This window comes from Anabaenopsis sp. FSS-46 (assembly GCF_029891665.1).
In the GTDB taxonomy this organism is placed as follows: domain Bacteria; phylum Cyanobacteriota; class Cyanobacteriia; order Cyanobacteriales; family Nostocaceae; genus Anabaenopsis; species Anabaenopsis arnoldii.
The window spans coordinates 61,506-83,898 of sequence record NZ_JANQDG010000111.1 but is presented as its reverse complement, the minus strand read 5'-3'; the positions used below and the strand labels follow the sequence as shown (position 1 = coordinate 83,898).

General features: G+C 43.2%; 19 protein-coding genes and 1 pseudogene. 9 read left to right on the top strand and 11 right to left on the bottom strand.

Annotated features, from left to right (window positions below; genetic code table 11):
• The first annotated feature begins 15 nt into the window (after positions 1–15).
• Positions 16–537 (top strand): photosystem I assembly protein Ycf3, encoded by a 522-nt coding sequence (locus tag NWP21_RS13180; protein ID WP_271733935.1) that lies wholly within the window; start codon positions 16–18, stop codon positions 535–537.
• 130 nt (positions 538–667) lie between these two features.
• On the top strand, positions 668–961 hold the full coding sequence (gene gatC / locus NWP21_RS13175) for an Asp-tRNA(Asn)/Glu-tRNA(Gln) amidotransferase subunit GatC (RefSeq protein WP_271733936.1): 294 nt from the start codon (positions 668–670) through the stop codon (positions 959–961).
• Between the two features lie 243 nt (positions 962–1,204).
• Here gatC and aroA read toward each other — a convergent pair whose 3' ends face one another.
• Positions 1,205–2,554, bottom strand: a complete 1,350-nt coding sequence (aroA, locus tag NWP21_RS13170; RefSeq protein ID WP_280793059.1) for a 3-phosphoshikimate 1-carboxyvinyltransferase — start codon at positions 2,552–2,554, stop codon at positions 1,205–1,207.
• A gap of 133 nt (positions 2,555–2,687) precedes the next feature.
• Here aroA and NWP21_RS13165 point away from each other — a divergent pair, with 133 nt between their 5' ends.
• On the top strand, positions 2,688–4,238 hold the full coding sequence (locus tag NWP21_RS13165) for an FAD-binding oxidoreductase (protein WP_280793058.1): 1,551 nt from the start codon (positions 2,688–2,690) through the stop codon (positions 4,236–4,238).
• Positions 4,239–4,274: 36 nt separating this feature from the next.
• Here the strand turns inward: NWP21_RS13165 and nifV are convergent, their stop codons facing one another.
• The 4 genes from nifV to arsM form a co-directional block, all read right to left on the bottom strand.
• Positions 4,275–5,390: a homocitrate synthase gene (gene nifV / locus NWP21_RS13160; protein WP_271733939.1), complete on the bottom strand. Its 1,116-nt coding sequence runs from the start codon at positions 5,388–5,390 to the stop codon at positions 4,275–4,277.
• Positions 5,391–5,505: 115 nt separating this feature from the next.
• Positions 5,506–6,516 carry an arsenosugar biosynthesis radical SAM (seleno)protein ArsS gene (gene arsS / locus NWP21_RS13155; RefSeq protein ID WP_280793057.1) on the bottom strand — a complete coding sequence of 337 codons (1,011 nt, stop codon included), beginning with the start codon at positions 6,514–6,516 and terminating at the stop codon, positions 5,506–5,508.
• 64 nt (positions 6,517–6,580) lie between these two features.
• Positions 6,581–7,516 carry an inorganic phosphate transporter gene (locus NWP21_RS13150; protein WP_280793056.1) on the bottom strand — a complete coding sequence of 312 codons (936 nt, stop codon included), beginning with the start codon at positions 7,514–7,516 and terminating at the stop codon, positions 6,581–6,583.
• A 38-nt stretch (positions 7,517–7,554) separates the two neighbouring features.
• Positions 7,555–8,523, bottom strand: a complete 969-nt coding sequence (arsM, locus tag NWP21_RS13145) for an arsenosugar biosynthesis arsenite methyltransferase ArsM (protein ID WP_280793055.1) — start codon at positions 8,521–8,523, stop codon at positions 7,555–7,557.
• Between the two features lie 252 nt (positions 8,524–8,775).
• Between arsM and NWP21_RS13140 the strand changes: the two genes are divergently transcribed.
• Positions 8,776–9,396, top strand: coding sequence for a class I SAM-dependent methyltransferase (locus NWP21_RS13140; RefSeq protein WP_280793054.1), 621 nt, complete (start codon positions 8,776–8,778; stop codon positions 9,394–9,396).
• A 9-nt stretch (positions 9,397–9,405) separates the two neighbouring features.
• On the opposite strand, the gene NWP21_RS13135 is transcribed toward NWP21_RS13140, so the two are convergent.
• From NWP21_RS13135 to psbB, 5 genes are all read right to left on the bottom strand, one after another.
• Positions 9,406–9,984 (bottom strand): Uma2 family endonuclease, encoded by a 579-nt coding sequence (locus NWP21_RS13135; RefSeq protein ID WP_280793053.1) that lies wholly within the window; start codon positions 9,982–9,984, stop codon positions 9,406–9,408.
• 104 nt (positions 9,985–10,088) lie between these two features.
• Complete coding sequence (locus NWP21_RS13130; RefSeq protein WP_280793052.1) at positions 10,089–10,823, bottom strand: HAD family hydrolase; 735 nt, start codon at positions 10,821–10,823, stop codon at positions 10,089–10,091.
• A 592-nt stretch (positions 10,824–11,415) separates the two neighbouring features.
• Positions 11,416–12,495 (bottom strand): 30S ribosomal protein S1, encoded by a 1,080-nt coding sequence (locus tag NWP21_RS13125; RefSeq protein WP_280793051.1) that lies wholly within the window; start codon positions 12,493–12,495, stop codon positions 11,416–11,418.
• 298 nt (positions 12,496–12,793) lie between these two features.
• Positions 12,794–12,901 (bottom strand): photosystem II reaction center protein T, encoded by a 108-nt coding sequence (locus NWP21_RS13120; RefSeq protein WP_089093525.1) that lies wholly within the window; start codon positions 12,899–12,901, stop codon positions 12,794–12,796.
• Between the two features lie 171 nt (positions 12,902–13,072).
• Positions 13,073–14,602 carry a photosystem II chlorophyll-binding protein CP47 gene (psbB, locus tag NWP21_RS13115; protein WP_280793050.1) on the bottom strand — a complete coding sequence of 510 codons (1,530 nt, stop codon included), beginning with the start codon at positions 14,600–14,602 and terminating at the stop codon, positions 13,073–13,075.
• 843 nt (positions 14,603–15,445) lie between these two features.
• Between psbB and NWP21_RS13110 the strand changes: the two genes are divergently transcribed.
• From NWP21_RS13110 to NWP21_RS13090, 5 genes and pseudogenes are all read left to right on the top strand, one after another.
• On the top strand, positions 15,446–17,086 hold the full coding sequence (locus NWP21_RS13110; protein WP_280793049.1) for an ABC transporter substrate-binding protein: 1,641 nt from the start codon (positions 15,446–15,448) through the stop codon (positions 17,084–17,086).
• A gap of 123 nt (positions 17,087–17,209) precedes the next feature.
• The gene (locus tag NWP21_RS13105) at positions 17,210–18,235 is read left to right on the top strand and encodes an ABC transporter permease (RefSeq protein ID WP_271733949.1); all 1,026 of its coding nucleotides are present in this window, start codon (positions 17,210–17,212) and stop codon (positions 18,233–18,235) included.
• A gap of 320 nt (positions 18,236–18,555) precedes the next feature.
• Positions 18,556–18,972: pseudogene (locus tag NWP21_RS13100) on the top strand (WD40 repeat domain-containing protein); the annotation flags it as partial.
• Positions 18,973–19,426: 454 nt separating this feature from the next.
• The gene (egtC, locus tag NWP21_RS13095) at positions 19,427–20,215 is read left to right on the top strand and encodes an ergothioneine biosynthesis protein EgtC (RefSeq protein WP_280793048.1); all 789 of its coding nucleotides are present in this window, start codon (positions 19,427–19,429) and stop codon (positions 20,213–20,215) included.
• Complete coding sequence (locus tag NWP21_RS13090; protein WP_280793047.1) at positions 20,190–21,431, top strand: ergothioneine biosynthesis protein EgtB; 1,242 nt, start codon at positions 20,190–20,192, stop codon at positions 21,429–21,431. Before egtC ends, NWP21_RS13090 begins: the two co-directional genes overlap by 26 nt.
• Here NWP21_RS13090 and NWP21_RS13085 read toward each other — a convergent pair.
• On the bottom strand, positions 21,428–22,129 hold the full coding sequence (locus NWP21_RS13085) for a serine/threonine protein kinase (protein ID WP_280793046.1): 702 nt from the start codon (positions 22,127–22,129) through the stop codon (positions 21,428–21,430). The genes NWP21_RS13090 and NWP21_RS13085 overlap by 4 nt on opposite strands.
• Positions 22,130–22,393 lie beyond the last annotated feature (264 nt).

Genomic DNA, 22,393 nt, shown 5'->3' with positions numbered 1-22,393 from the left:
TCTATAGAGGCAAATATGCCAAGAACACAGAAAAACGATAATTTCATTGACAAATCCTTTACAGTGATGGCGGATATCATCCTGAAAATCCTCCCCACCAACAAGAAAGCTAAAGAAGCATTTGTGTATTACCGAGATGGGATGTCAGCCCAGGCTGAAGGAGAATATGCTGAAGCCTTAGAGTACTATGAAGAAGCGCTGACACTAGAGGAAGACAGTAATGATCGCGCGTATATTCATTACAATATGGGGCTAATCTATGCCAGTAATGGTGACCACGATACAGCTTTAAAAATGTATCACCAAGCGATTGAATTAAATCCACGGTTACCCCAGGCCTTGAATAACATTGCGGTGATTTACCATTATCAAGGTGAAAAGGCCAAAGAAGCTGGGGATAATGACGCTGGCGAGGCATTTTTTGATCAAGCCGCAGATTATTGGATTAGAGCCATCCGCATGGCTCCTAATAATTACATTGAAGCCCAGAACTGGCTGAAAACTACCGGACGTATGCAAATTGACGTATTCTTTTAATATTCTCTAGGTTGGGTTAAAGCTTTGCCAAACCCAATACCAAGAAACTCACCCCCACCTCCACAAGGGAGGCGGGGCGGGTTTGTCTCTCCCATTGAGCATAAGAAAAAAAATTAACCATTGAGAAACCATGATTGATCGGGAACAAGTTCATAAAGTAGCTCTTCTAGCTCGGTTAGAATTAACAGCACAAGAGGAGGAGAAATTTACCACCCAACTGGGAAGTATTCTGGAATACGTGGAACAGTTGAATGAAGTAGATGTGAGTGATGTGTTGCCGACCACAAGGGCGATTGATGTTAGTAATGTGACTCGAAAAGATGAGTTACAACCATATCCTGAGCGAGAAGCCATTCTTAATAGTGCGCCGGAACAAGAAGGGGAATTTTTTAAAGTCCCAAAAATTTTGAATAGCAACGAGTAGGGATAATTGCCTTTTTTTGGCGCTCCGTTTGTGGTGAAAACCATCCCAAGTTTTAATAGCCATGGTTTTGTATATTTCTTGGGCTTGTCCTGACTCGGATTGTACCAAAATGCCTTGCAATTGATTTTAATGCCCCTCATAAGGGCAATGAAGTAGTTAAAAGAACATTAAATTAAAGATAAACACAGATAATTTATCTGTGTTTATAGACAGGAGGAAATTATCCCCTGTTTAACTCGCAAACTAACACAGCACTTTTGTAAGTGTGGCTGTGAAGTTGGGGTAAGAAATGGCTGCTGCTTCGGCTCGGTGAATGGTGGTGATCCCAGTAGAAACCAGAGATGCGATCGCCAGACTCATGGCAATGCGATGATCTGTATGACTATCCACATCAATACCGACTAAGGGCGTACCGCCAGTAATTTCCATACCGTCGGGTAATTCATTAACTTTTGCGCCCATTTTATTGAGTTGCTGCGCCATCACAGTAATGCGATCGCTTTCTTTGACTCGTAATTCCGCAGCATCTCGAATAATGGTTGTGCCGGTGGCAAATACTGCTGCTACTGCTAGGATAGGGATTTCATCAATCATTCTGGGAATAATATCCCCCGCAATGGTGCAGCTTTTTAAACCACTCGAACGCACTCTTAAATCTGCGACCGGTTCCCCAGCGACTTCCCGCTGGTTTTCCAGTTGAATATTGGCTCCCATGAGTGCTAAAGCCTCTAATATCCCGGTGCGAGTGGGATTAACACCGACGTTTTCTATCAGTAATTCAGAATCAGGTACAATTGCCCCAGCTACTAACCAAAAGGCTGCGGAACTGATATCCCCGGGGACAATAACTTTTTGTCCGTGTAATTGGGCAGGTCCCTTCAAAGTGACGCTATTGGTGTCTGGGTCAATAGTCAGTTCAGCACCAAAAGCCCGTAACATCCGCTCGCTGTGGTCACGAGAAAGGGCGGGTTCTGTGATGGTAGTTTGTCCTGGGGTTAATAAACCTGCAAGTAATAGGCAAGATTTAACTTGGGCCGAGGCGATGGGAGAATGATAATGAATCGGTTTGAGGGCTTGACCTTGAATTGCTAAGGGTGCTAAAGAATTACCCTTACGCCCCCAAATTTCCGCCCCCATTTGTTGTAAGGGTTGAACCACACGGGACATCGGGCGCGATCGCAAAGAACTATCACCTGTAACCGTAAAAAACCGCCCTGGATGAGATGCTAAAAGCCCTAACATCAGTCTGAGTGTAGTACCAGAGTTGCCAGCATTCAACACATCCATTGGTTCTTGGAGTTGTCCCAAACCAATCCCCTGAACCCGGACTAATTCGGTGTTCAGTTCAGAAATTTGCGCCCCCATAGCTTGAAAACAGCTAGCAGTGCTACGGGGGTCTTCGCCTAAAAGCAGCCCTTCAATCTGGGTTTCACCTTGGGCGATGGCTCCTAACATTAAAGCACGGTGTGATATGGACTTATCACCCGGAACACGAATACAACCCTGTAAAGACAGACCAGTAGAGGGAGGGTGGATAATTAACTTGTGAGACTGGTCTGTTTGAGTTTCTAAAGTTATGACAGCAGCGGACATGAGGTTACCTAAAATCAACTTTTATTACTTGTTTGTGTTTGCATGTCGTGAATACGCAACCACTTTGTTGTCAGGGGTTTTCAGCCAGTCAAAGATAGGATGAATATTAGTAGTCTGTTGACATCAACTTTATATGTCCCCATCTTTAACTGAAAAAATTCTCTCTCAATTACCAGGTGATGTTCTGGGAGCGTTACGTCAAGGCGATCGCCTGCTAGAATGTTTGAGAGAAAATACAGCACCAGTCCCCACAGTAGTTAAACACAGTCAGCAACCATTAGAAGCTGTAGACTGGGATGTAATTGTCTGTGGTGGGACTTTAGGGATTTTAATTGGTTGCGCCTTAGCAGTAAAGGGACTGCGGGTAGCGTTAATAGAAAGGGGAATTTTACGGGGAAGAGTACAAGAGTGGAATATTTCCCGCGCCGAATTGCAAGTATTTCTAGAATTAAACCTACTGAGTACCGCAGAATTAGAACAGGCGATCGCTACTAAATATAACCCAGCACGGGTAAGTTTTGCCGGTGGTACCGAAATCTGGGTAGAAGATGTCTTAAATATCGGCGTAGATCCAGTTTACCTACTAGATACATTAAAAAACCGATTTATCGCTGCTGGAGGTAAGTTATTAGAAAATACGCCATTCACTCAAGCTATAGTTCATCCAGAGGGAGTCATAGTCAATAACCAATATAAAACTAGATTATTAATCGATGCTATGGGAAACTTTTCTCCTATTACCAGACAAGCACGCCAAGGTAAAAAACCAGATGCTTTGTGCTTAGTAGTAGGAACTTGCGCCCAAGGTTTCCCAGTAAATACCACTGGCGACTTATTATTTTCCTTCACATCCTTAGAAAATCAATGTCAATACTTTTGGGAAGCGTTCCCAGCCAAAGACGGTAGAACCACTTACTTATTTACCTACATGGATGCAGAACCACAGCGCTTGAGTTTAGCCGAATTATTCGAGGAATATCTGCGACTACTACCAGAATATCAGGGTGTGGAATTAAACCAATTGCAATTTCAACGAGCGCTGTTTGGCTTCTTTCCCAGCTATCGGGAAAGTCCGATTAAAACCCCTTGGAACCGCCTGTTAACCGTGGGAGACAGCAGTGGTAGTCAATCTCCCCTAAGTTTTGGCGGCTTTGGGGCGATGATACGTCACCTCAAGCGGTTAACATTTGGGATTCATGAAGCAGTGCAAACTAATCAATTATCCGCCCAAAACTTAGCACTGCTGCAACCCTATCAACCAAATCTCACAGTAACTTGGTTGTTTCAAAAAGCCATGAGTGTGGGTGTAAATCAGAAAATCCCCCCAGAGCAAATTAACGAACTACTCCGGTCTGTGTTTCAGGAAATGCAACAACTAGGGACACCAGTTTTGAAACCATTTTTGCAAGATGTGGTGCAATTTTCAGGACTGACAAAAACACTGTTAAGAACTGGTTTATTGCATCCGCTATTAGTGGCTAAAATTATTCCACAAGTTGGTATACTCAGCTTAGTGGACTGGATAGTACATTACACTAATTTAGGGGTTTACACTGCTTTATTTCAGTTAACCCCCATATTACAAACATGGATTAACAATCAACCCGCAGAACAGAAATATTATTGGCATCGTTTAGTTGATGCTTGGAAATATGGTTCTGGTAGTGACTACTTTGATGTTTAACGGCAATTATCATAAATATCCGCCCAAGTATTGAGTCTACTGGTGTGTTTGTGCTAAATCCAAGACTTCTTGGGTAGTTAAACTCCGTTTGTGCTCCATAGACGCTTGTCGCACCGCCTCTAAAACAGATTTCGTTGCTTCTGGGTTTAGAGAAATACCATGCTGCTGCAACAAGTTTAATAATAAATGCCTGCCAGAATGTTTACCCAGAAGTAAACGCCTCTCCCCACCTACCTCTTCGGGAGCAAAGGGTTCGTAAGTATGAGGGTTTTGCAGTACACCATGACCATGAATACCTGATTCATGAGCAAAACTATTTTCCCCCACTATTGCTTTCCAGGGATGTACATTGTGGCCTGATGCTGATGCTACCAGTCGGGATATTTCCCATAAGTGAGCAGTATCAATGCCTAAATTACTATTATGGATGTGTTTGAGAGCCATAACAACTTCTTCTAAAGCAGCATTTCCTGCTCTTTCACCTAAACCATTAACTGTGGTATTTGCTGATAAAGCACCCGCCTTGATCCCGGCTAGAGTGTTGGCTGTGGCTAAACCAAAATCATTGTGGGTATGCATTTCTACAGGTATAGACAATGCGTTTACTAATTTTTTAACTTGCGTGTAAGTATTGAAAGGATCCAGGACTCCCACTGTATCACAAAAACGAAACCTTGATGCGCCACATTCTTGAGCATCAAGTGCTACATCTAAGAGGAATTTTTCTTCCGCTCTAGAGCCATCTTCCCCACCTACGGAAACAAACAGTCCATGATCAAGGGCAAAGTTGATACTGTCTCGCAGTTTTTGTAAAACTAACTGCCATTTACCCTGAAATTTAGCATTTATTTGAATTGCTGATACAGGGATGGATATATGCACTCGCTGCAAACCACAATCTATGCTAGCTTGAATGTCGGAAATTACGGCGCGGTTCCAACCCAGGAGTTGAGCTTGTAAACCTAAGTTGACAATTTTGTTTATGGCTTGTTGTTCTGTTTCACCCATGGCGGGGGTCCCAACTTCTAGCTCATGAACTCCAATCGCATCCAGTAATTGGGCGATCGCTATTTTTTCTTGTAAGTCAAACACCACACCAGCGGCTTGCTCTCCATCCCGGAGAGTAGTATCGTTAATTACAATTCTACTCATTTCTTTAGTGTCTGTGACATCATACCTTAATATACAGAAGTTTCACCAAAAAAGTAAGTAAAATTACAATTATTATCGGTAATTTTTAAGTAAATCAAAATACAATTTTACATTTCTATTCAATCAAAGCCCCACCACAACTGGAACCGCAGCCAGCAGTACAGCCATAACAATAGTTAGCTGTTTGAATTTCAGTAATTAAGTCTAAAGTTCCAGACTCTAGCAATTTACTGACTGTTAATGATTCACCATTACCAGTTTTAGCTGGTAGGTTCATCATTTGATTAAAATCACAATCATAGACATTACCGAGGTAGTCAACCGACAGTTCATTACCACACATTAAGTGCTCAACTGTACTGTGATTAAAATGGGACTCTAAAAACTGTAAGTAGCTAGTATGCAGACTTTTTCTTTCTAAATATATTTTAGTTCTGCCAACCGGTAGATTAGTGATGGTAAATAAGTTGTTAAACACAATATCAAAATGCTCTTGCAAGAACCTTTTGTAATCTCCTTCTAGTTTAGTTTGCTCAGGGGCTAAAGAGAACTTTTCGCTAGTGGGTAAAGGTGGATTATATACTAAGTCCAAAATTAAATCAGATTTCTTGCCGTAACCGACTTTATTCAGCCATTGTAAGGCTGTAATTGAAGCATCAAAAACACCATGACCGCGCATTTTATCAACATTATCGGCCAGGTAGCAAGGCAAAGAAGCAACAACTCTTACTTGGTGTTTGGCAAAATATTCTGGTAAATCACCAAAACCCTCTTCAAAATAAATTGTTAAATTAGACCTGACAATCACCTGCTTACCTGTAGATTTTGCCGCTTCTAACAAGGGCTTAAATCCATAATTCATTTCTGGAGCGCCACCAGTTAAATCTACAATCTCAATCTCCGGGAACTGGTGGATTAAAGTAATTAACTGTTGGCAAATTTCGGGAGAAAGTTCTTCTACACGTTTCGGACTGGCTTCGACATGACAGTGATTACAAGCAAGATTACACCGCCTACCTAAATTAATTTGGAGAACAGAAATACTTTTTTTTGTCAGAGGAGAAGTAAGTTTATCTTTAAATGATGTTATGACTGGTGTGAATATATTTGTTTGAATATTTGACATGATTTTATATTCCCAAATTAGTTAACATTATTATGGTTTATCTAATTTATAGTACTTTTTACTATCATTGTAATAATCTGTAAATAATTCCACTAATCATCATGGCAATGGGTAAAGTTAAAACCCACGATAATAAAATCTGATAAAAGACGCGTAAATTAGATTGGTTGTCAATCAGTCCTACACCAAAAATAGAACTAACTGAAACTTGAGTAGTGGAAATAGGCAGACCAAAATAACTAGAGGCTATTACTAAAATCCCCGTTACCATATTTGCAGATAGTCCCTGGTTATGATTGATGTCGGCAATTTTTTCGCCCATAGTTTCGGCAATTTTTTGGGAGTTGAGTAAACCACCGAGTCCCATGGCCATTGCTATGGTTAACATTCCTCCTTGAACCGAAAAATAATCAATAATTAAAATGAGGGAAACAATCTTAGGCGTGTCATTTAAACCTCTGGTAAAACTGATAATACCTGCACTGATCAAGTGGCAAATATTAACTATTTTTTCGTCGGGTTGCAGGTGAACTTTAGAACCGATGTATTGGAAGAATCGATGACTTCCTGCTGCTAAACAAATAGCAATAATAGGACTGAGAAAGAGGGGTAAAATAAATAAGCTGCCCAAAACTGCAAAGTTAACCTTGAGTCCAATAGCCACTAACCCTGCCCCCAGTATAGCACCTGTGATAGTGTGAGTTGTGGAAATGGGAAATCCTGTGATGGCAGCAAATAGCAAGGTTAAACCGGTGGTGATGGCTACAGCTAAATGGATTTCTGGTGCATTAGCGATCGCATCTGGAAATATACCTTGAGCAGTAAACCTTGGTACTAATGTACTTGCCCAGAAAACCGCAGCTACAGCACCAGCAAAAGTTGTAAAACTTGCCCACAAAATTGCTGTTTGGTAACTCATTGTGCGGCTACCAAACAGTGTTGCTACACCTTTAAAGTTGTCGTTGGCTCCATGGGAATAAGCTAAAAAAAGCGTAGCCAAAAATAAACTAATTATTAACATTTTTGGGGCGTTCAGAGTTAACAGCAACCACCACCGCTATAGTGCCAGGTAGAATCGGTGATTAAAATTTCTGCTGGCTTGAAGGCGGCCAGTTTAGCCGCAGTTTTATCACAGACTGCTGCGGGAATACCACGCTGTAGCAGATGTCCATCCCCATCATTAAAACAAGATTCTATACCAGCATAAATTGCCGTTTTCCCTGTAAATATACAAGGGCCATCTTCGGGAATATCAACTTTAAAAGCAACAGAATCAAGACTTTCTAACAGGAGATGTGTTTCTAAGTTGTAAGTGTGGGAATCTAACAGACGGTAAGGGCGGCGGGCGCGAATTTCAATTTGACCAAAACCGGCATTAACGATACTTTGAGTATATTCCTCATAAGTGAGCGCCCCGGATAAACACATAGCACGTAGTCTCTCATCCTGTTGTAAATGAGCAGGAATTGCACGGGTAGCAATGGGGTCGCTCATCTGCAAGCGTCCACCTGATTTTAAAACTCGATATGCGGCTTTTAAAGCACGGCTTAAGTCTTCTGGCTCAAAAATGTTAAAAAGGCAATTTTGCGCCACAATATCGACCCTAGCATCACCTACGGGCAGATTAAAAGCGTCGCCTTCCCGAATTTCTACAAAGCTGGGATCAAACCAAGGGTTTTCTCTAGCGGCAATTTCTAGATTACGTGCGGCGGCTTCTCGCATAGCTGCAACTGGTTCAATGGCAATTACAGCACCTGGATAACGAGAAAAATAGGCGAATTGCAGTGCTTCCAATCCACCACCCACACCGACATACATCACCGTGGGTTGGTTGGAAAGTTCATTATGGTGAACGGTGGTACCACAACCATAGTTCATTTGCTGCATTTCCCGGGGAATTTTCAGCCCTGGGAGTTGCACGGGTGTAGTTTGGACACAACACAGTCCCACTTCTGGTGTTTGTGCAACTTGACTGTAAAACTGTGCTGCTGTTTCTAGATAGGTCATTATAGTTTTGGTCTGATATGTTGTGTCTAGATGCGGCCTTGTGCATCCTAATATAGCTAATCATGATTTAAATCAAACAAGTGCAGATTTATCGATTCTTATCTGTAATTAGTTATTTCTTCAAGTACTATGACTAAAATTCGGATAATTAGTGATGTTTTCCCCACTCGTTGCATCTACCCCTGAACTTGAGTAACACTTGAGAGGGGTTACTCCCTTTGAGTTTTAACCAGATGCAAGGGTGATTGATGTATGACTTCTAACTTTTTGAGCAACAAAAAGCGCCTGTTTGATCAATGGGCTCCCAGCTATGATTGGCTTTTTCCTTCGGTAATTTACCAAGCTATCCACAAGCGGTTATTGGAGTATGTGGATTTACCCCGGGGAGCTAATATACTTGATATGGGCTGTGGAACTGGAAAACTTCTTGACCGCTTACTAAATGAATTCCCTGATGTCCGTGGTACTGGTTTAGATTTGTCTCCAGAAATGTTGCGGATAGCCAGACAGGGCGATCGCCACCATTCACGTTTAATTTATATTCAAGGTCAAGCGGAATCTTTACCATTTGGTGAAGGTGAGTTTGATGCTGTATTTAGCACTATCAGCTTCTTACACTATTTGGAACCTGAGCAGGTACTAAGGGAAGTAGCGCGGGTGCTTTCTCCGGGAGGGCGGTTCTATTTAGTGGACATTACCACCAAAAAACAGACAGCGCCCCAAGTGTTACCAATGTCTGATGGGAGGATGAGATTTTATAGCCCTCAACAACGTGAAGTTTTTGGCTCATCGGCGGGATTATTGTGTGTGACTCACCAGTATTTATTAGGTCCTGTTTTGCTGACAATTTTTGCTAAACCATCTGAGATTTAATCAGAAATATTACTTAACTGGTGGTAGCATTTCTAAAACTAGAATTTGTAAATCAGGAAACGCCAAGGGGGAAATAGTCGCATCTTCTGGCAAAATCGCTGCGCTTTCATACCCTAACTGAGTGGGTTCCCGAAAAACGTGTAATTGACGGCTAGTTACATCTAGCACCCAATAATCTGTAATTCCGGCTTGGGAGTAGGCTTTTGCTTTAGTGTCACAGTCTATTTTCAGACTACTATCTGCTACCTCAATAATCAGATAAACTTCTGGTGGTGTAGGATGATGGTCTGCATAGTCTAAAGGATCTACTTTGACGACAGCAATATCTGGCTCTGGTTCAGACATTTCATTTAACTTAATGGGGTCTTGAATGGATACCCAAGCCAGATTTGCTAATCTGTTCTTGAGCAAGTAATCTGTTCTTCCCACTGCTGACCTATGAGCTGTTCCTTTAGCAATCATCCATATAATCTTTCCTTCTAGAAGTTCCACTCGCTCGTCTACAGCAAAAATCCCAGCCGCAGCTATCCGGTGGTATTCTTCAACTGTCCACAGGCGAAGCGGTAAGGTTGTTTCTGTGTTTTGCATGATTTGTATAGCAAATGTGAAAATCGCCGGTATTCACATTTTAACATTTAATATTGACTTTTTTCTATTTCTGTGATAATGAGGTGACAAACATCAATAATCACTCAATCTGCCAAAATTTGAATTTCATCTAGTTGATTAATTACCACATCCGCACCCCGGACATGATCTGATTGACCCACCCAGGTAATACCAATGCAACCTGCGGCTTGAGCATTACGCCCCATTTGCATATCACCGACCGCATCCCCTACCATCAAGCTATGACCAGGTTCTACCCCCAAAGCCTGACAAGCCTGTAAAAACAAGATGGGATCTGGTTTACTCGGTCCGTCATCTACTCCTTTTTGCACCTGGATGTAATCATGCAATTGGTATCTGGTGACAAAATCACGGACTTCCGCTGTGGTGGAGGCGGAAATTATCCCCAGTTTGATTCCTGCGGCTGATAAGGATTTTAATAGCTCTAAACTACCTGGAAATAGTGGCGCTGGAGTGGTACTAAGATATTTTTCCGCTTCCTCTAAGGATTTGCGAGCGATTGTTAAAGACTCAAACCATCCTCTCCCAGTTTCGGCAATATATGCAGCTGCGGCGATTTCTGTTTCCCTGCGACTAGCTACCGAGATTAAACCGGCCCGGTCTAGGGTGTCGCTGTTGATACCAAAAGCCATTAATAAGGGCTCGCCAATACCGGGTATTTGCGCGTCTATGATCCGCACTGCTTTTTGTCCTAGCGATCGCAAATAGGCTTCTGAGTCTTCCAATGTACCATTTTTATCAAAAAAAACTGCCTCGATCTGATCAAAACTGATATTTCTACATTTAATATTTACCAAGCCATTTCACCTCATATAAACAGTTTTTAGTAGAGAATATAGTAAAAAACTCCGATAATTACTCCCATAATTATGGGAGTAATTATGAGAGTTTTGCACTTTTGGTCATCTGAGATAACAGGTTTTAACCGATACTTTTTTGCTCACTAAGGCTAACAAATACATAACTTAAGATTGTTTCTCAACCAGGGGGTATCAAGCAATGCACTCCAGATAAATTAAGCGCGCACCTGTTAAAAAATTCCTGAATCTAAATCTATAATAAGACCTTGGTTCTCGGCTTTATGTTTGAGAATTTCGTGACCAGGATTTTTTTAACCTTGTTTTAACAAAAGCATTATTGACACTCTCAGGTCTAAAGACACTGATATTCTGCTGACAGAATAACTTTATGTCCAACCCCACAGTCTTACTCTCGCTATGATCGTCAAATACCGTCTACCCAGTCGGCTAAAGTCTAAGCCTAGCTTACTGGCTACTTTTCACAAGCAAAGACAACGGTGGTTGTAACCACCAAGTCGCCTCCCTGTCAGGGCTAAAGCCGCTGAGTTTCCCGCTTACCGCGATATTTTTATCAAAGAAAGTGAGCAAATCATTCCTGTTCAACAGCAGACGGAATCTCGTCTTCAAAATCGGTTGCTACTGGGGCTTCCGCATCTATTGTAGTTACAGCTGATACTTCTTCTGTAGCCGGAGCTTCTGCTGTAGCTTCTAGCGCCTCCTCAGCAGCCACAACCTCCTCAGCTTCGGTAGGCGCAGCGGTAATACCTTGCTGTTTAGCTAACATCTGTTCGCGATACTTAGCTGCCATTTCTTCGGCTTTATCATAAACCAAATCACGGTTTTTAATCATATCACCGGGTTCTGGTTCCAGCTGCTTGGTAGACAGGGAAATCCTACCTCTTTCTGCATCCAAATCAATGATCATGACTTTAACTTCATCATTGACATTGAATACGCTGTGAGGTGTATCAATATGCTCGTGGGAGATTTCCGAAATGTGTAGCAGTCCGCTCACACCACCAATATCAATAAATGCACCGTAGGGTTTGATACCACGAACCGTACCGATGACCACTTCGCACACTTCCAGACGGTTCATCTTGCGCTCAACCAGCGCTCGACGGTGGGAGAGAACTAGGCGGTTGCGTTCTTCGTCCACTTCTAGGAATTTTAATGGTAGTTCTTCGCCCACCAATTCTTCTTTGGCTTTGCGGGTACTAATATGAGATCCGGGGATAAAGCCGCGTAATCCTTCAATGCGGACTAATGCACCACCGCGGTTAGTAGCAAACACACCGGAGCGAACAGTAGCATCTTCTGCTTGTAACTGCCGCACACGTTCCCAAGCCCGCATATATTCGATGCGACGAATGGAAAGGGTGAGCTGACCATCTTCGTTTTCATCGGTCAGGATGAAAAATTCTCTGGTTTCGTTGGATTGTAAAACTTCTTCCGGGGCATCGACCCGGTTAATAGACATTTCTTGTATAGGTATGTAGGCTGCTGTTTTAGCACCTATGTCAATCAGAGCGCCGCGCGGCTCTATACTGAAAACTGTGCCCGGGACAATATCCCCAGGGCTAAAGTGATAGTCATACTTATCAAGTAGAGCAGCGAAATCTTCGTGAGTGAATCCAATTTCTGTAGCGGTTAAGTTCTGATTGACCATGCTGATTTGTTCCTGGTTCTAGTCTCCGTAAAGGTTGTGGCATAGGCGTGATGTATATGCAAGGCACTACGAGGCAGGTACACCTACATCTTTTTTTATATTAGCTTATAAAAGCTAGTATTAAAACATATTAACTTCCAGATATTAGATTATATCATATTATTTTATGACTGCAATGATTTTTTTATGCTGATTTAACACTGCCTGGGTATTGACAAAATGACATATCCGCCGATCACACCATTGTGATCGGCGAATAATAAGATTTAAATGCCCTTAACATTCCGGTAAGAGCAGTTTATTTTTCTTCTTTCTTTTCGATGCGGGGGGGTTCGCGGAATGCGATCGCAAAGAAAAGAACTCCTATGGCCAAAGCCAAAATCAAGATATATGCAACGCTTTCCATATTAAAAGCTCCTGCGTCATTAATTAGTCAGTAATTATGGTTTTTGAGTATTTGACGACTTTTGTGGCTAATTACCAGGCATCAAGCGTCTTTGTTACGGGTAGGTCTTGGGACTGGGTTATGGCAAAAACCATTCCCCAGCCCCTAATCCTCAGAAATCAGAGGAATTGCTTACGCTTCCTTACGTACACGGGTGGTCTTGTCACCAACTTTCTGGAACAGACCCCATTCAACTTGTTCTTCCAGGTCAGCATCAACACCGGCAAATACGTCTCGGTAGATTGTCCGAGAACCGTGCCAGAGATGACCAAAGAAGAACAGAAGAGCAAATACAGCGTGTCCGAAGGTAAACCAACCCCTGGGGCTGGTACGGAATACACCGTCAGAGTTCAAGGTTTCGCGGTCGAAATCAAAGATTTCGCCACCTTGAGCCTTACGGGCGTACTTCTTCACATCGGCTGGATCTGTAAAGGTTTGACCATCTAGGTCACCGCCATAGAAGCTAACGGTAACACCAGTTTGTTCAAAGCTATATTTGGATTCTGCCCGACGGAAAGGAATATCAGCGCGGATGACTCCATCAGCATCAGTCAAGATCACTGGGAAGGTTTCAAAGAAGTTGGGTAGACGACGCACGGTCAATTCCCGACCTTCACCATCTTTGAATACCGCGTGACCTTGCCAAGATTGGGCGATACCATCACCCTTGACCATTGGGCCTGTACGGAATAGACCACCTTTAGCTGGGCTATTACCCACATAATCATAGAAAGCCAGTTTTTCAGGAATTGCTCCCCAAGCTTCTGAGAGGGTAGCGCCTTCAGCCAAACTGCTTTGTACGCGACGCTCAATTTCCTGAGTGAAGTAGTTTTGATCCCACTGATAACGAGTAGGTCCAAACAGTTCAATAGGGGTGGTAGCGTTACCGTACCACATAGTCCCAGCAACTATAAATGCTGCGAAGAACACCGCCGCAATACTGCTAGAAAGTACGGTTTCAATGTTCCCCATCCGTAGGGCTTTGTATAGCCGTTCGGGGGGTCTAACTGTCAGGTGGAATAAACCCGCAATAATACCAACAACCCCTGCGGCGATATGGTGAGCCACAACGCCACCAGGGTTAAATGGGTCGAAACCCGCCGGACCCCATTCTGGCGCTACTGGCTGAATGCTACCAGTGATTCCGTAGGCGTCAGAAACCCACATACCAGGGCCAAATAGTCCGGTGAGGTGAAAAGCACCAAAACCAAAACAAAGTAGACCGGATAAGAACAAGTGAATGCCAAACATTTTTGGCAAATCTAAAGCAGGTTCACCAGTGCGAGGATCTCTAAAGAGTTCCAAATCCCAGTAAACCCAGTGCCAAACGGCTGCTAGGAACAATAAACCGGAAAGGACGATGTGAGCCGCAGCTACACCTTCAAAAGACCAGAAACCAGGGTCACTTGCAGGTCCACCGGTGACGCTCCAACCACCCCAAGATTCGGTAACGCCTAAACGGGCCATGAAAGGTAGTACAAACATACCTTGACGCCACATCGGGTTAAGAACTGCATCACTGGGGTCATAAATAGCTAGTTCGTACAATGCCATTGAACCAGCCCAGCCTGCAACTAGGGCTGTGTGCATCAAGTGTACAGAAATCAACCGTCCTGGATCATTCAGAACGACTGTATGTACTCGGTACCAGGGTAGTCCCATCGACTACGCTCCTCCTCGATGAATTATGTTTACAAAGGAATTTTCTTACTGAGGTTCTGAGGGACGGAACCGTTTAAGGTTTGCAGTGGCTTAGGTGGGTTTAATCCTCCTATGTCGCTGTTTTACCGCCATTCAGCCAACTCTTTGAGTTTTTTTTATTGCCAGTCTGCTATATAAAACCTAGACAAAGCTAGACTTTACTTTCTACTTCAACGGGAGCATGGGAGCGGTTATCCCTCAGTAGACTTGCACGCCTTAGCCAGACGCGATATTTCTCAAGTTGAGATTTACAAGAAAGACTACCGCTATCATTGCTTGGTTTTCGCCTTGGCAATAGTCTTAATTCAATACTTGATATCGTAGGATTATATATCAAGTGGGCGATTTTCTTAACTCACTTATGTCAATGCTTGTCAACATAAGTATATTTTTGTCTATAAAATAGTCGGTTTAGGACTACCTCAGAGACTATGGCTAGTTTGGCAATATTGTCGGACTCTGGGGAACTTGACTCTAGAGAGTAGGCGATCGCCTGTATGACTTTAGAGGGTTTTTCTTTGTGGAAAATTCCTCACTGGTGTTTGAGTAACCAGCCAAACGCCTGTAAAACGTTGGTAAATCAGGAAATGCCGCCCTTAAGTCAGCCACCTTTTGAGCGTCTCAGCAATTGCCAAGCAAAAAATGAGAATGTTTTAAAAAGTGTAACTAATTGGTGCCCTTGTTTGCAAGCGTGTCATTAAGACTCTTGAAACTCCTAATCCCAACTATGTTGCGAATAGTTAAGTATTTAGCCTATGTGTCATAGTATGATAGTTGACCGCTAATTGGAAAAATCACAATAGTATGATCTCGTTTTTCTTGACCGTGAGACGATGGAGCGCCATCACAAAATTTTTATCATGGTTTTCTCTTTGTCTACTTTTGGTTGTCAGTTGCGCTCCTGGTAAGCAGACAGGGAATTTACCCACTCCTACCGGTGACGGTCGGATTACTGTCGGTACAACTCTCAAACCCAGAACCCTCGACCCCGCAGATACCTACGAGTTGGCTTCCTTGGGTTTGGTGTTCAATATGAGCGATCGCCTGTACACTTATGAACCAGGTAACACAGAAATTAAACCCCAATTAGCAACAGCATTACCCCAAGTCAGCGCTGATGGTTTAACTTATACCATCCCCTTACGTCAGGGAGTGGTTTTTCACGATGATACTCTGTTCAACGCCCAAGCTATGGAGTTTAGTATGAGGCGATTTATGGAGAATAAAGGTAAGCCATCTTTTTTACTATCTGATACAGTAGAATCAGTAAAAGCGACAGATGATTATAAGTTAACCATTAAGCTCAAAAGACCATTTGCCGCCTTTCCCTCACTCTTAGCATTTTCTGGGTTGTGTGCAGTATCACCCAAGTCCTACGAAATTGGGGCGGGTAAATTTCAGCCCAATATCTTTGTAGGGACTGGTCCATATAAGTTAGCTCAATATGGCACAGATTCCCTGAGATTAGATGTATTTGAGAAATACTGGGGGGAAAAACCAGCCAATCAGGGGGTTAACATCCAAATACAGACTAGCCCAGTAAATTTATTTAACGCCTTCCGTACAGGTACAGTAGATATAGCCTATCTATCCCTACAACCAGAGCAAATTCGCAGCTTAGAAGCAGCAGGAGAAAAAGGCGATTGGCAAAATATTACTGCTGAGGGTAGCGTAGTGAGTTATATGGTATTCAACCGCAATCAGCCACCCTTAGATCAACCAGAAGTGCGAGCTGCTATAGCGGCTATGATTGACCGTCAACTTTTAAACCAAAGAGTTTTACTTGGTCAAGCCCGGCCATTGTACAGCATAATTCCTACCACCTTTAAAGTTTCCCAGCCAGTATTTCAAGAGAAATATGGCGATGGTAACTTTCAAAAAGCTCAAGAATTATTAACCGCAGCTGGCTTCTCCCCAGAAAAACCCGCCAAGGTCGAAATTTGGCACCCCTCCACCTCAGCTAATCGCAGTTTAGCCGCACAAACTCTTAAATCATTAGCTGATCGAGAAATGGGAGGACTACTACAAATAGAAGTTAATAATGTGGAAAGCGCCACCTTCTTTAAAGACATTTCCAGGGGTCTATATCCAGCGGCGTTACTTGACTGGTATCCCGACTTTTTAGACCCAGACAATTATGTATACCCATTCTTATCTTGTCAAAAAGGCTCCCAGTCTCAAGGGTGTCAAAATGGAGGTAGTCAAAGTCAGGGTTCCTTTTACTACAGCCAAACCATGAATAAACTAATTGCACGACAACGCCAAGAGCAAAACCCCGCAGCGCGTGAGGCAATTTTCCGAGAAATTCAAGAGCAAGTCGCCAATGATGTCCCTTATATTCCCTTATGGCAAACCAAAGATTATATATTTGCTCACAACGGAGTTAACAACGTCCAACTTGACCCCACCCAAAATTTAATTTATCGGAGTATCAGCAAGCAGTAGAAGGGCGATTTGTTACTAAGTCCGGCAGGATAGCGACCCCACAAGACTTTTAGCTGATATCAAGTTTATATAGCTGGTCAATGCCAGCTATCAGATATTCTGTTAACAATTAAAGATTAAAATATGTCTCGTTCTCAGGCTTTACAATATTACATTGCCTCTCGGTTACTTCTAGCACCCCTGCAACTGTTAACTATTATTACTATCGTATTTTTATTACTGCGAGCCACACCGGGAGACCCCGCAGATGCAATTCTAGGGGGACGTGCGCCAGAAGCAGCTAAGGAAGAGTTACGCCAAGAACTAGGTTTAAATCTTCCCCTGTGGCTCCAGTATGGTAATTATCTAGTTAACTTATTGCGCTTTGATTTAGGAACCTCCTTAACCAGTCGGGGACAGGATGTATGGGAGATCATTGGGCAATATTTCCCAGCCACTGTAGAATTAGCGGTATGCAGTATGGCGGTAGCAGTGATAGTCGGTATTGTCGCCGGTACTGTTGCTGCATCTCGTCCCGGTACTTATTTTGATATTGGCGGGCGTTTATTCGGTATTATTACTTACGCAATCCCCATGTTTTGGGCGGGAATGCTTTTACAGTTGATTTTTTCTGTACAATTGCGTTGGTTTCCTACTTCTAACCGGTTTCCCCCTAATCTTCCTGCTCCTGTGTCCATCACTGGACTATATACCATTGATAGTTTGCTCACAGGTAATTTTACCCAGTTCTTGGTATCTTTGCACCATCTAACCCTGCCGAGCCTGACCCTAGGAATATTACTCAGTGGCATTTTTGAGCGCATTGTCAGGGTAAATCTTAAACAAACCCTCAAAGCCGACTATGTAGAAGCCGCTAGAGCCAGAGGAATCCATGAAAATAAGATTTTGGTATCCCATGCCCTAAAAAATGCCCTCATCCCAGTAATTACAGTGTTAGGATTAACTTTTGCTTCCCTCCTGGGTGGTGCGGTTTTAACTGAGGTAACATTTTCCTGGCCTGGTTTAGCCAATCGTCTCTATCAAGCTATTTCTGACCGCGACTATCCCACAGTCCAGGGAATATTAGTATTTTTTGGGGCAATTGTGGTTACCGCCAGCATATTAATTGACATTCTCAACGCCTATATTGACCCACGGATTCGTTATTAGTCGCAAAGCGCTGCTGCAGATCGCACAAGGCACCAGTTAACCATTACCGAAGTTCCAACAAAATGGCTAGAATACTGATTGTTGAATGAAAACATTCTTTTGCAATTTGAGATGATTTTTGAGGGAACCGGGGGTTAGAAACCCCCGTCTAAAAGCTAAAGTCGGATAAATCCGACTGGGTGTTAGATATAACAGTATAATTGACATATCTTCTGGTTGAAACACAGGGGATTCTAAACTATATAATACATAAGTACAATAAATAGCGATCGCTCCTGGCTACCACAGTTGACGTTTGACTCTCATATCCCCGACTTCTGACCATCAAACTGTGGGATGTCGCCACGGGGAGGGAAATCGCCACCCTCACGGGACATTCAAGTAGGGTTACTTCAGTAGCCTTCAGCCCCGATGGTAAAACCTTAGCTTCTGGGAGTGAGAGTTTTCGCGGAATTGATAACACCATCAAATTGTGGGATGTCGGCACCGGGAGGTCAATCGCCACCCTCACCGGACATTCAAATCTGGTTTTTTCAGTAGCCTTCAGTCCGGATGGTAAAACCTTAGCTTCTGGGAGTGAGGATAGAACCATCAAATTGTGGGATGTCGCCACGGGGAGGGAAATCGCCACCCTCACGGGACATTCAAGTAGGGTTACTTCAGTAGCCTTCAGCCCCGATGGTAAAACCTTAGCTTCTGGGAGTGAGGATGGTATCAAGATTTGGCGGGGGCGTTAATGGTCATGGTGTTGACGGTTGACTGTTGACGGTGGTCGGTGAGCGGAGTCGAACCGTTGACGGTTGACTGTTGAGGGTGGTCGGTGAGCGGAGTCGAACCGTTGACTGTTGACTGTTGACTGTTGACGGTTGACGGGTCAGGGGTTAAGAGCTACTCCTCATATCCCCCACTTCTGACCATACAGCAGTTTTCAAGTAAATAAAATACACACCTTAGCATCATAAATCTTGAGGGGTGGGCATCCTGCCCGCCCCTCAATACCTCACTCAGATAAAATGCGCTGTAAATCTCCAGAAAAGTCGGGGATATTGTCCAGCAAAATCAAGCGATCGCATTCTTCATTAGGTACTAAATAGCACAATCTATTTAATCAGTAGAGACATTGAGGGAGAACGTCTATACCCGGCGGGGTAGAATAGAGCAAAATTAGCTCTTATACAGTAAAATTCCCCTATGTGCCGCTTACTTGCCTACCTGGGTCAACCCGTCACCCTAGAAGACATACTATATAAACCGGAACATTCCTTAATAGTTCAGAGTTACCAACCGCGGGAAATGACCGCTGGGGTAGTGAATGCAGATGGCTTTGGTATAGGTTGGTATCATCGCCAAAAAGATACCGCCCCATTTACCTACAGAAATACCCTACCCATCTGGAACGATTTAAACCTGCCTCATCTGAGCCGTTATGTAGAATCTGAATGTATACTAGGTTATGTTCGCAGCGCCACACCGGGACAAGCCCTAGATTTTGCCAATTGTCAGCCCTTCCACCACCAACAACAGCTATTTATTCACAATGGATATATTGAGAACTTTCGTCAATCAATATACCGAAAAATCCGTAATCAATTAACTCCTGATTTTTACGACCACATTCATGGTAGTACGGACTCAGAACATATTTTCGCCCTGCTACTGTCTCAAGGTCAAATCAATCAACAGCTACCTCCCGAAGATGCTTTACACAGTACCTTAGTCATCTTATTAGAAATGGCAAAACTCCATCAAGTAACGGTTTCCGCCAACATAGTCTTTACTGATGGTCATCGTTTGATTGCTTCGCGCTTTTCTAGCAGTACCCCCGCACCATCCCTATATTGGCTCAAAGATGACCTCAATTTTCCCCAATCTGTAATTATTGCCTCCGAACCGTTATTTACTGGTAATTGGACTGCTTGTCCAGAAAATAGCATTATCAGTGTGGGAGAAGACCGTGATATCCAGATTAAATCAATCTAGTCTCAAAGAGGCTATTTTTAACGCTTTGGTGGAATGTCGCCTTAAAACCCAGACCCTGTTTGAGGGTATGGAGGAATCGACATTTTGTAGTCAACCTCATCCTGATTTTAGTCCTGTGGGTTGGCACTTAGGGCATATTGGCTTTATTGAGTCTTTATGGTTACTAGAACATAGCGGGGGTCTCCCTTGTCCTTTCCCCCAATACCGCAAACTATTTGCAGCTGATGGTTTACCTAAATCACAACGTGTACAGTTACCCCATCTGCAGGAAATACTTTATTTCTTGGAAACGGTCAGAAAACAGGTTTTGGAACGCCTGGAAGTGATTGATATTGAAAAAGAAGAACGTCTTTGGCGCTTTTTGATTCAGCATGAAAGCCAACATTGTGAAATTATCAGCTTTGTGCTGGAATTGATGAATCGGGAAAAAGTGAAGATGACAAAGATGATTTCTGGGGGTGAAATCAGCAATATTACTGAGATGATTCTCATCCCCGCTGGTGAATTTGAACAGGGAAGCGATGATGTATATGCTCTGGATAATGAGCGCCCCGCCCATAAGAGATATTTAGAAACTTATTATATTGACCGCTATCCGGTGACTTGTGGACAGTATCGCTTATTTATGGCAGCCGGGGGTTATGATGATTCTCGGTGGTGGTCAGCCGCGGGGTGGAAATGGCGGGAAAATCAGCAGGTAATTCAGCCATTATACTGGAGTGGCGATCGCCATGGGGACAATCATCCGGTTTGTGGTGTTAGTTGGTATGAAGCCGAAGCCTATTCACGATTTGTGGGTAAACGCCTCCCCACAGAAGCTGAATGGGAAAAAGCGGCGAGTTGGGATGCAAAAGCTGGTTGTAGTCGCGTTTATCCTTGGGGGGATAAATTCCCCACATCTGAATATTGTAACTGCGATCGCTCCATTGGTGAGACGACACCAGTCAATGACTACCCTGCGGGAAAAAGTAGTTATGGCTTATACGACACTCTCGGTAATGTCTGGGAGTGGACTAGTACTTGGTTTGATGGTTACAATGGTTTCCAGAGCTACCCTTATATTGGTTACTCCCAGGTTTATTTTGACCAGCAGCACCGGGTTTTAAAAGGCGGGAGTTGGGCTACACGCCCTTGGGGACTACGTGCTAGTTTTCGTAACTGGTATCATCCCCATGTACGACAAATTTTTGCTGGGTTTCGCTGTGCTACTAGTTAAGGTTTGAACAATTTCCACTGAGGTAATCTCAGGAGTACTTGACGACAGGAATTTCTCACAGCAGTTAGTAGACGATAGGATTTACGAATCATATCTAATGTAGAGTATGATACATGCAGTCGTAATGGGGATAACACAGGGAGATAAAACCAGTAATAAGCCGTTTTGAGGTCATTCCACTTTGAACAGGGTTCTTGATGTAGGAAATCTGAGATATCTACTACCAATCCTCTACCCTGGTACATCATCACATTACGACCGTGGACATCATGGGGTCGTAGTCCACGACTTTGAGCATATTCAAGAGCCTGGTCAATATCCCGTATGACTTGTTTGGGAATAGATAATCCCTGGTGTAGACAGTCGTACAGAGTTGTGCCATAAAGCCGTTTCAAAACTAAAAAGTTATCTTTAGCATATAAACACTCAGAGAAAGCCGGGTGAGAACCCAGAAGACGATAGACCTCTATTTCCTCTGTAAAGCCTGGGCGATTAGGGGCATAAATTTTTACCACTAAATCTGGGTGATGAGGATGATAAACGACTACAGCATAATTCCCTTTGCCAATCAGCCGCCAGGGTTGTGGTAGATACCTGACCTTGATGGGATTACGTGAGTCCACACTTTCAATTTCTAAGCTAGGTAGTAGTTGCTGATCAATAATCTCTAGCAAATCCTGCGGGGGTAACTGGTTCATGTTACATAAACTAGTTGGGTCTAATGTTGAGTTTAGCTGTTTGTACTGACTTATCCGATAAATTTCAACTTGACTTAGTTCAACTCGATTCGTTTTTTATATAAAATCAGTAAAGTCGTCAAAAAAACTTGATTAATCTAGCTCAGGCGTGATGTGATGGGCTATGAATATGTGTTTCATTGGGTGGGGTAAAGCTTACCCGAACTTATTTAGTGCCGAAATACACAGTATCCCGTATGCTCAATGAGGAATTAAGTTGGAGGT

Excerpts from the sequence above, each read along its gene's own strand:
- NWP21_RS13105 (WP_271733949.1), top strand. The coding sequence starts at position 17,210 with ATGTCTCGTTCTCAGGCTTTACAATATTACATTGCCTCTCGGTTACTT.
- NWP21_RS13140 (WP_280793054.1), top strand. The coding sequence starts at position 8,776 with ATGACTTCTAACTTTTTGAGCAACAAAAAGCGCCTGTTTGATCAATGG.
- NWP21_RS13135 (WP_280793053.1), bottom strand. The coding sequence starts at position 9,984 with ATGCAAAACACAGAAACAACCTTACCGCTTCGCCTGTGGACAGTTGAA.
- arsS (WP_280793057.1), bottom strand. The coding sequence starts at position 6,516 with ATGTCAAATATTCAAACAAATATATTCACACCAGTCATAACATCATTT.
- NWP21_RS13120 (WP_089093525.1), bottom strand. The coding sequence starts at position 12,901 with ATGGAAAGCGTTGCATATATCTTGATTTTGGCTTTGGCCATAGGAGTT.
- NWP21_RS13180 (WP_271733935.1), top strand. The coding sequence starts at position 16 with ATGCCAAGAACACAGAAAAACGATAATTTCATTGACAAATCCTTTACA.
- psbB (WP_280793050.1), bottom strand. The coding sequence starts at position 14,602 with ATGGGACTACCCTGGTACCGAGTACATACAGTCGTTCTGAATGATCCA.
- egtC (WP_280793048.1), top strand. The coding sequence starts at position 19,427 with ATGTGCCGCTTACTTGCCTACCTGGGTCAACCCGTCACCCTAGAAGAC.
- NWP21_RS13125 (WP_280793051.1), bottom strand. The coding sequence starts at position 12,495 with ATGGTCAATCAGAACTTAACCGCTACAGAAATTGGATTCACTCACGAA.
- NWP21_RS13085 (WP_280793046.1), bottom strand. The coding sequence starts at position 22,129 with ATGAACCAGTTACCCCCGCAGGATTTGCTAGAGATTATTGATCAGCAA.
- nifV (WP_271733939.1), bottom strand. The coding sequence starts at position 5,390 with ATGAGTAGAATTGTAATTAACGATACTACTCTCCGGGATGGAGAGCAA.
- arsM (WP_280793055.1), bottom strand. The coding sequence starts at position 8,523 with ATGACCTATCTAGAAACAGCAGCACAGTTTTACAGTCAAGTTGCACAA.
- aroA (WP_280793059.1), bottom strand. The coding sequence starts at position 2,554 with ATGTCCGCTGCTGTCATAACTTTAGAAACTCAAACAGACCAGTCTCAC.
- NWP21_RS13165 (WP_280793058.1), top strand. The coding sequence starts at position 2,688 with ATGTCCCCATCTTTAACTGAAAAAATTCTCTCTCAATTACCAGGTGAT.
- NWP21_RS13110 (WP_280793049.1), top strand. The coding sequence starts at position 15,446 with ATGATCTCGTTTTTCTTGACCGTGAGACGATGGAGCGCCATCACAAAA.
- gatC (WP_271733936.1), top strand. The coding sequence starts at position 668 with ATGATTGATCGGGAACAAGTTCATAAAGTAGCTCTTCTAGCTCGGTTA.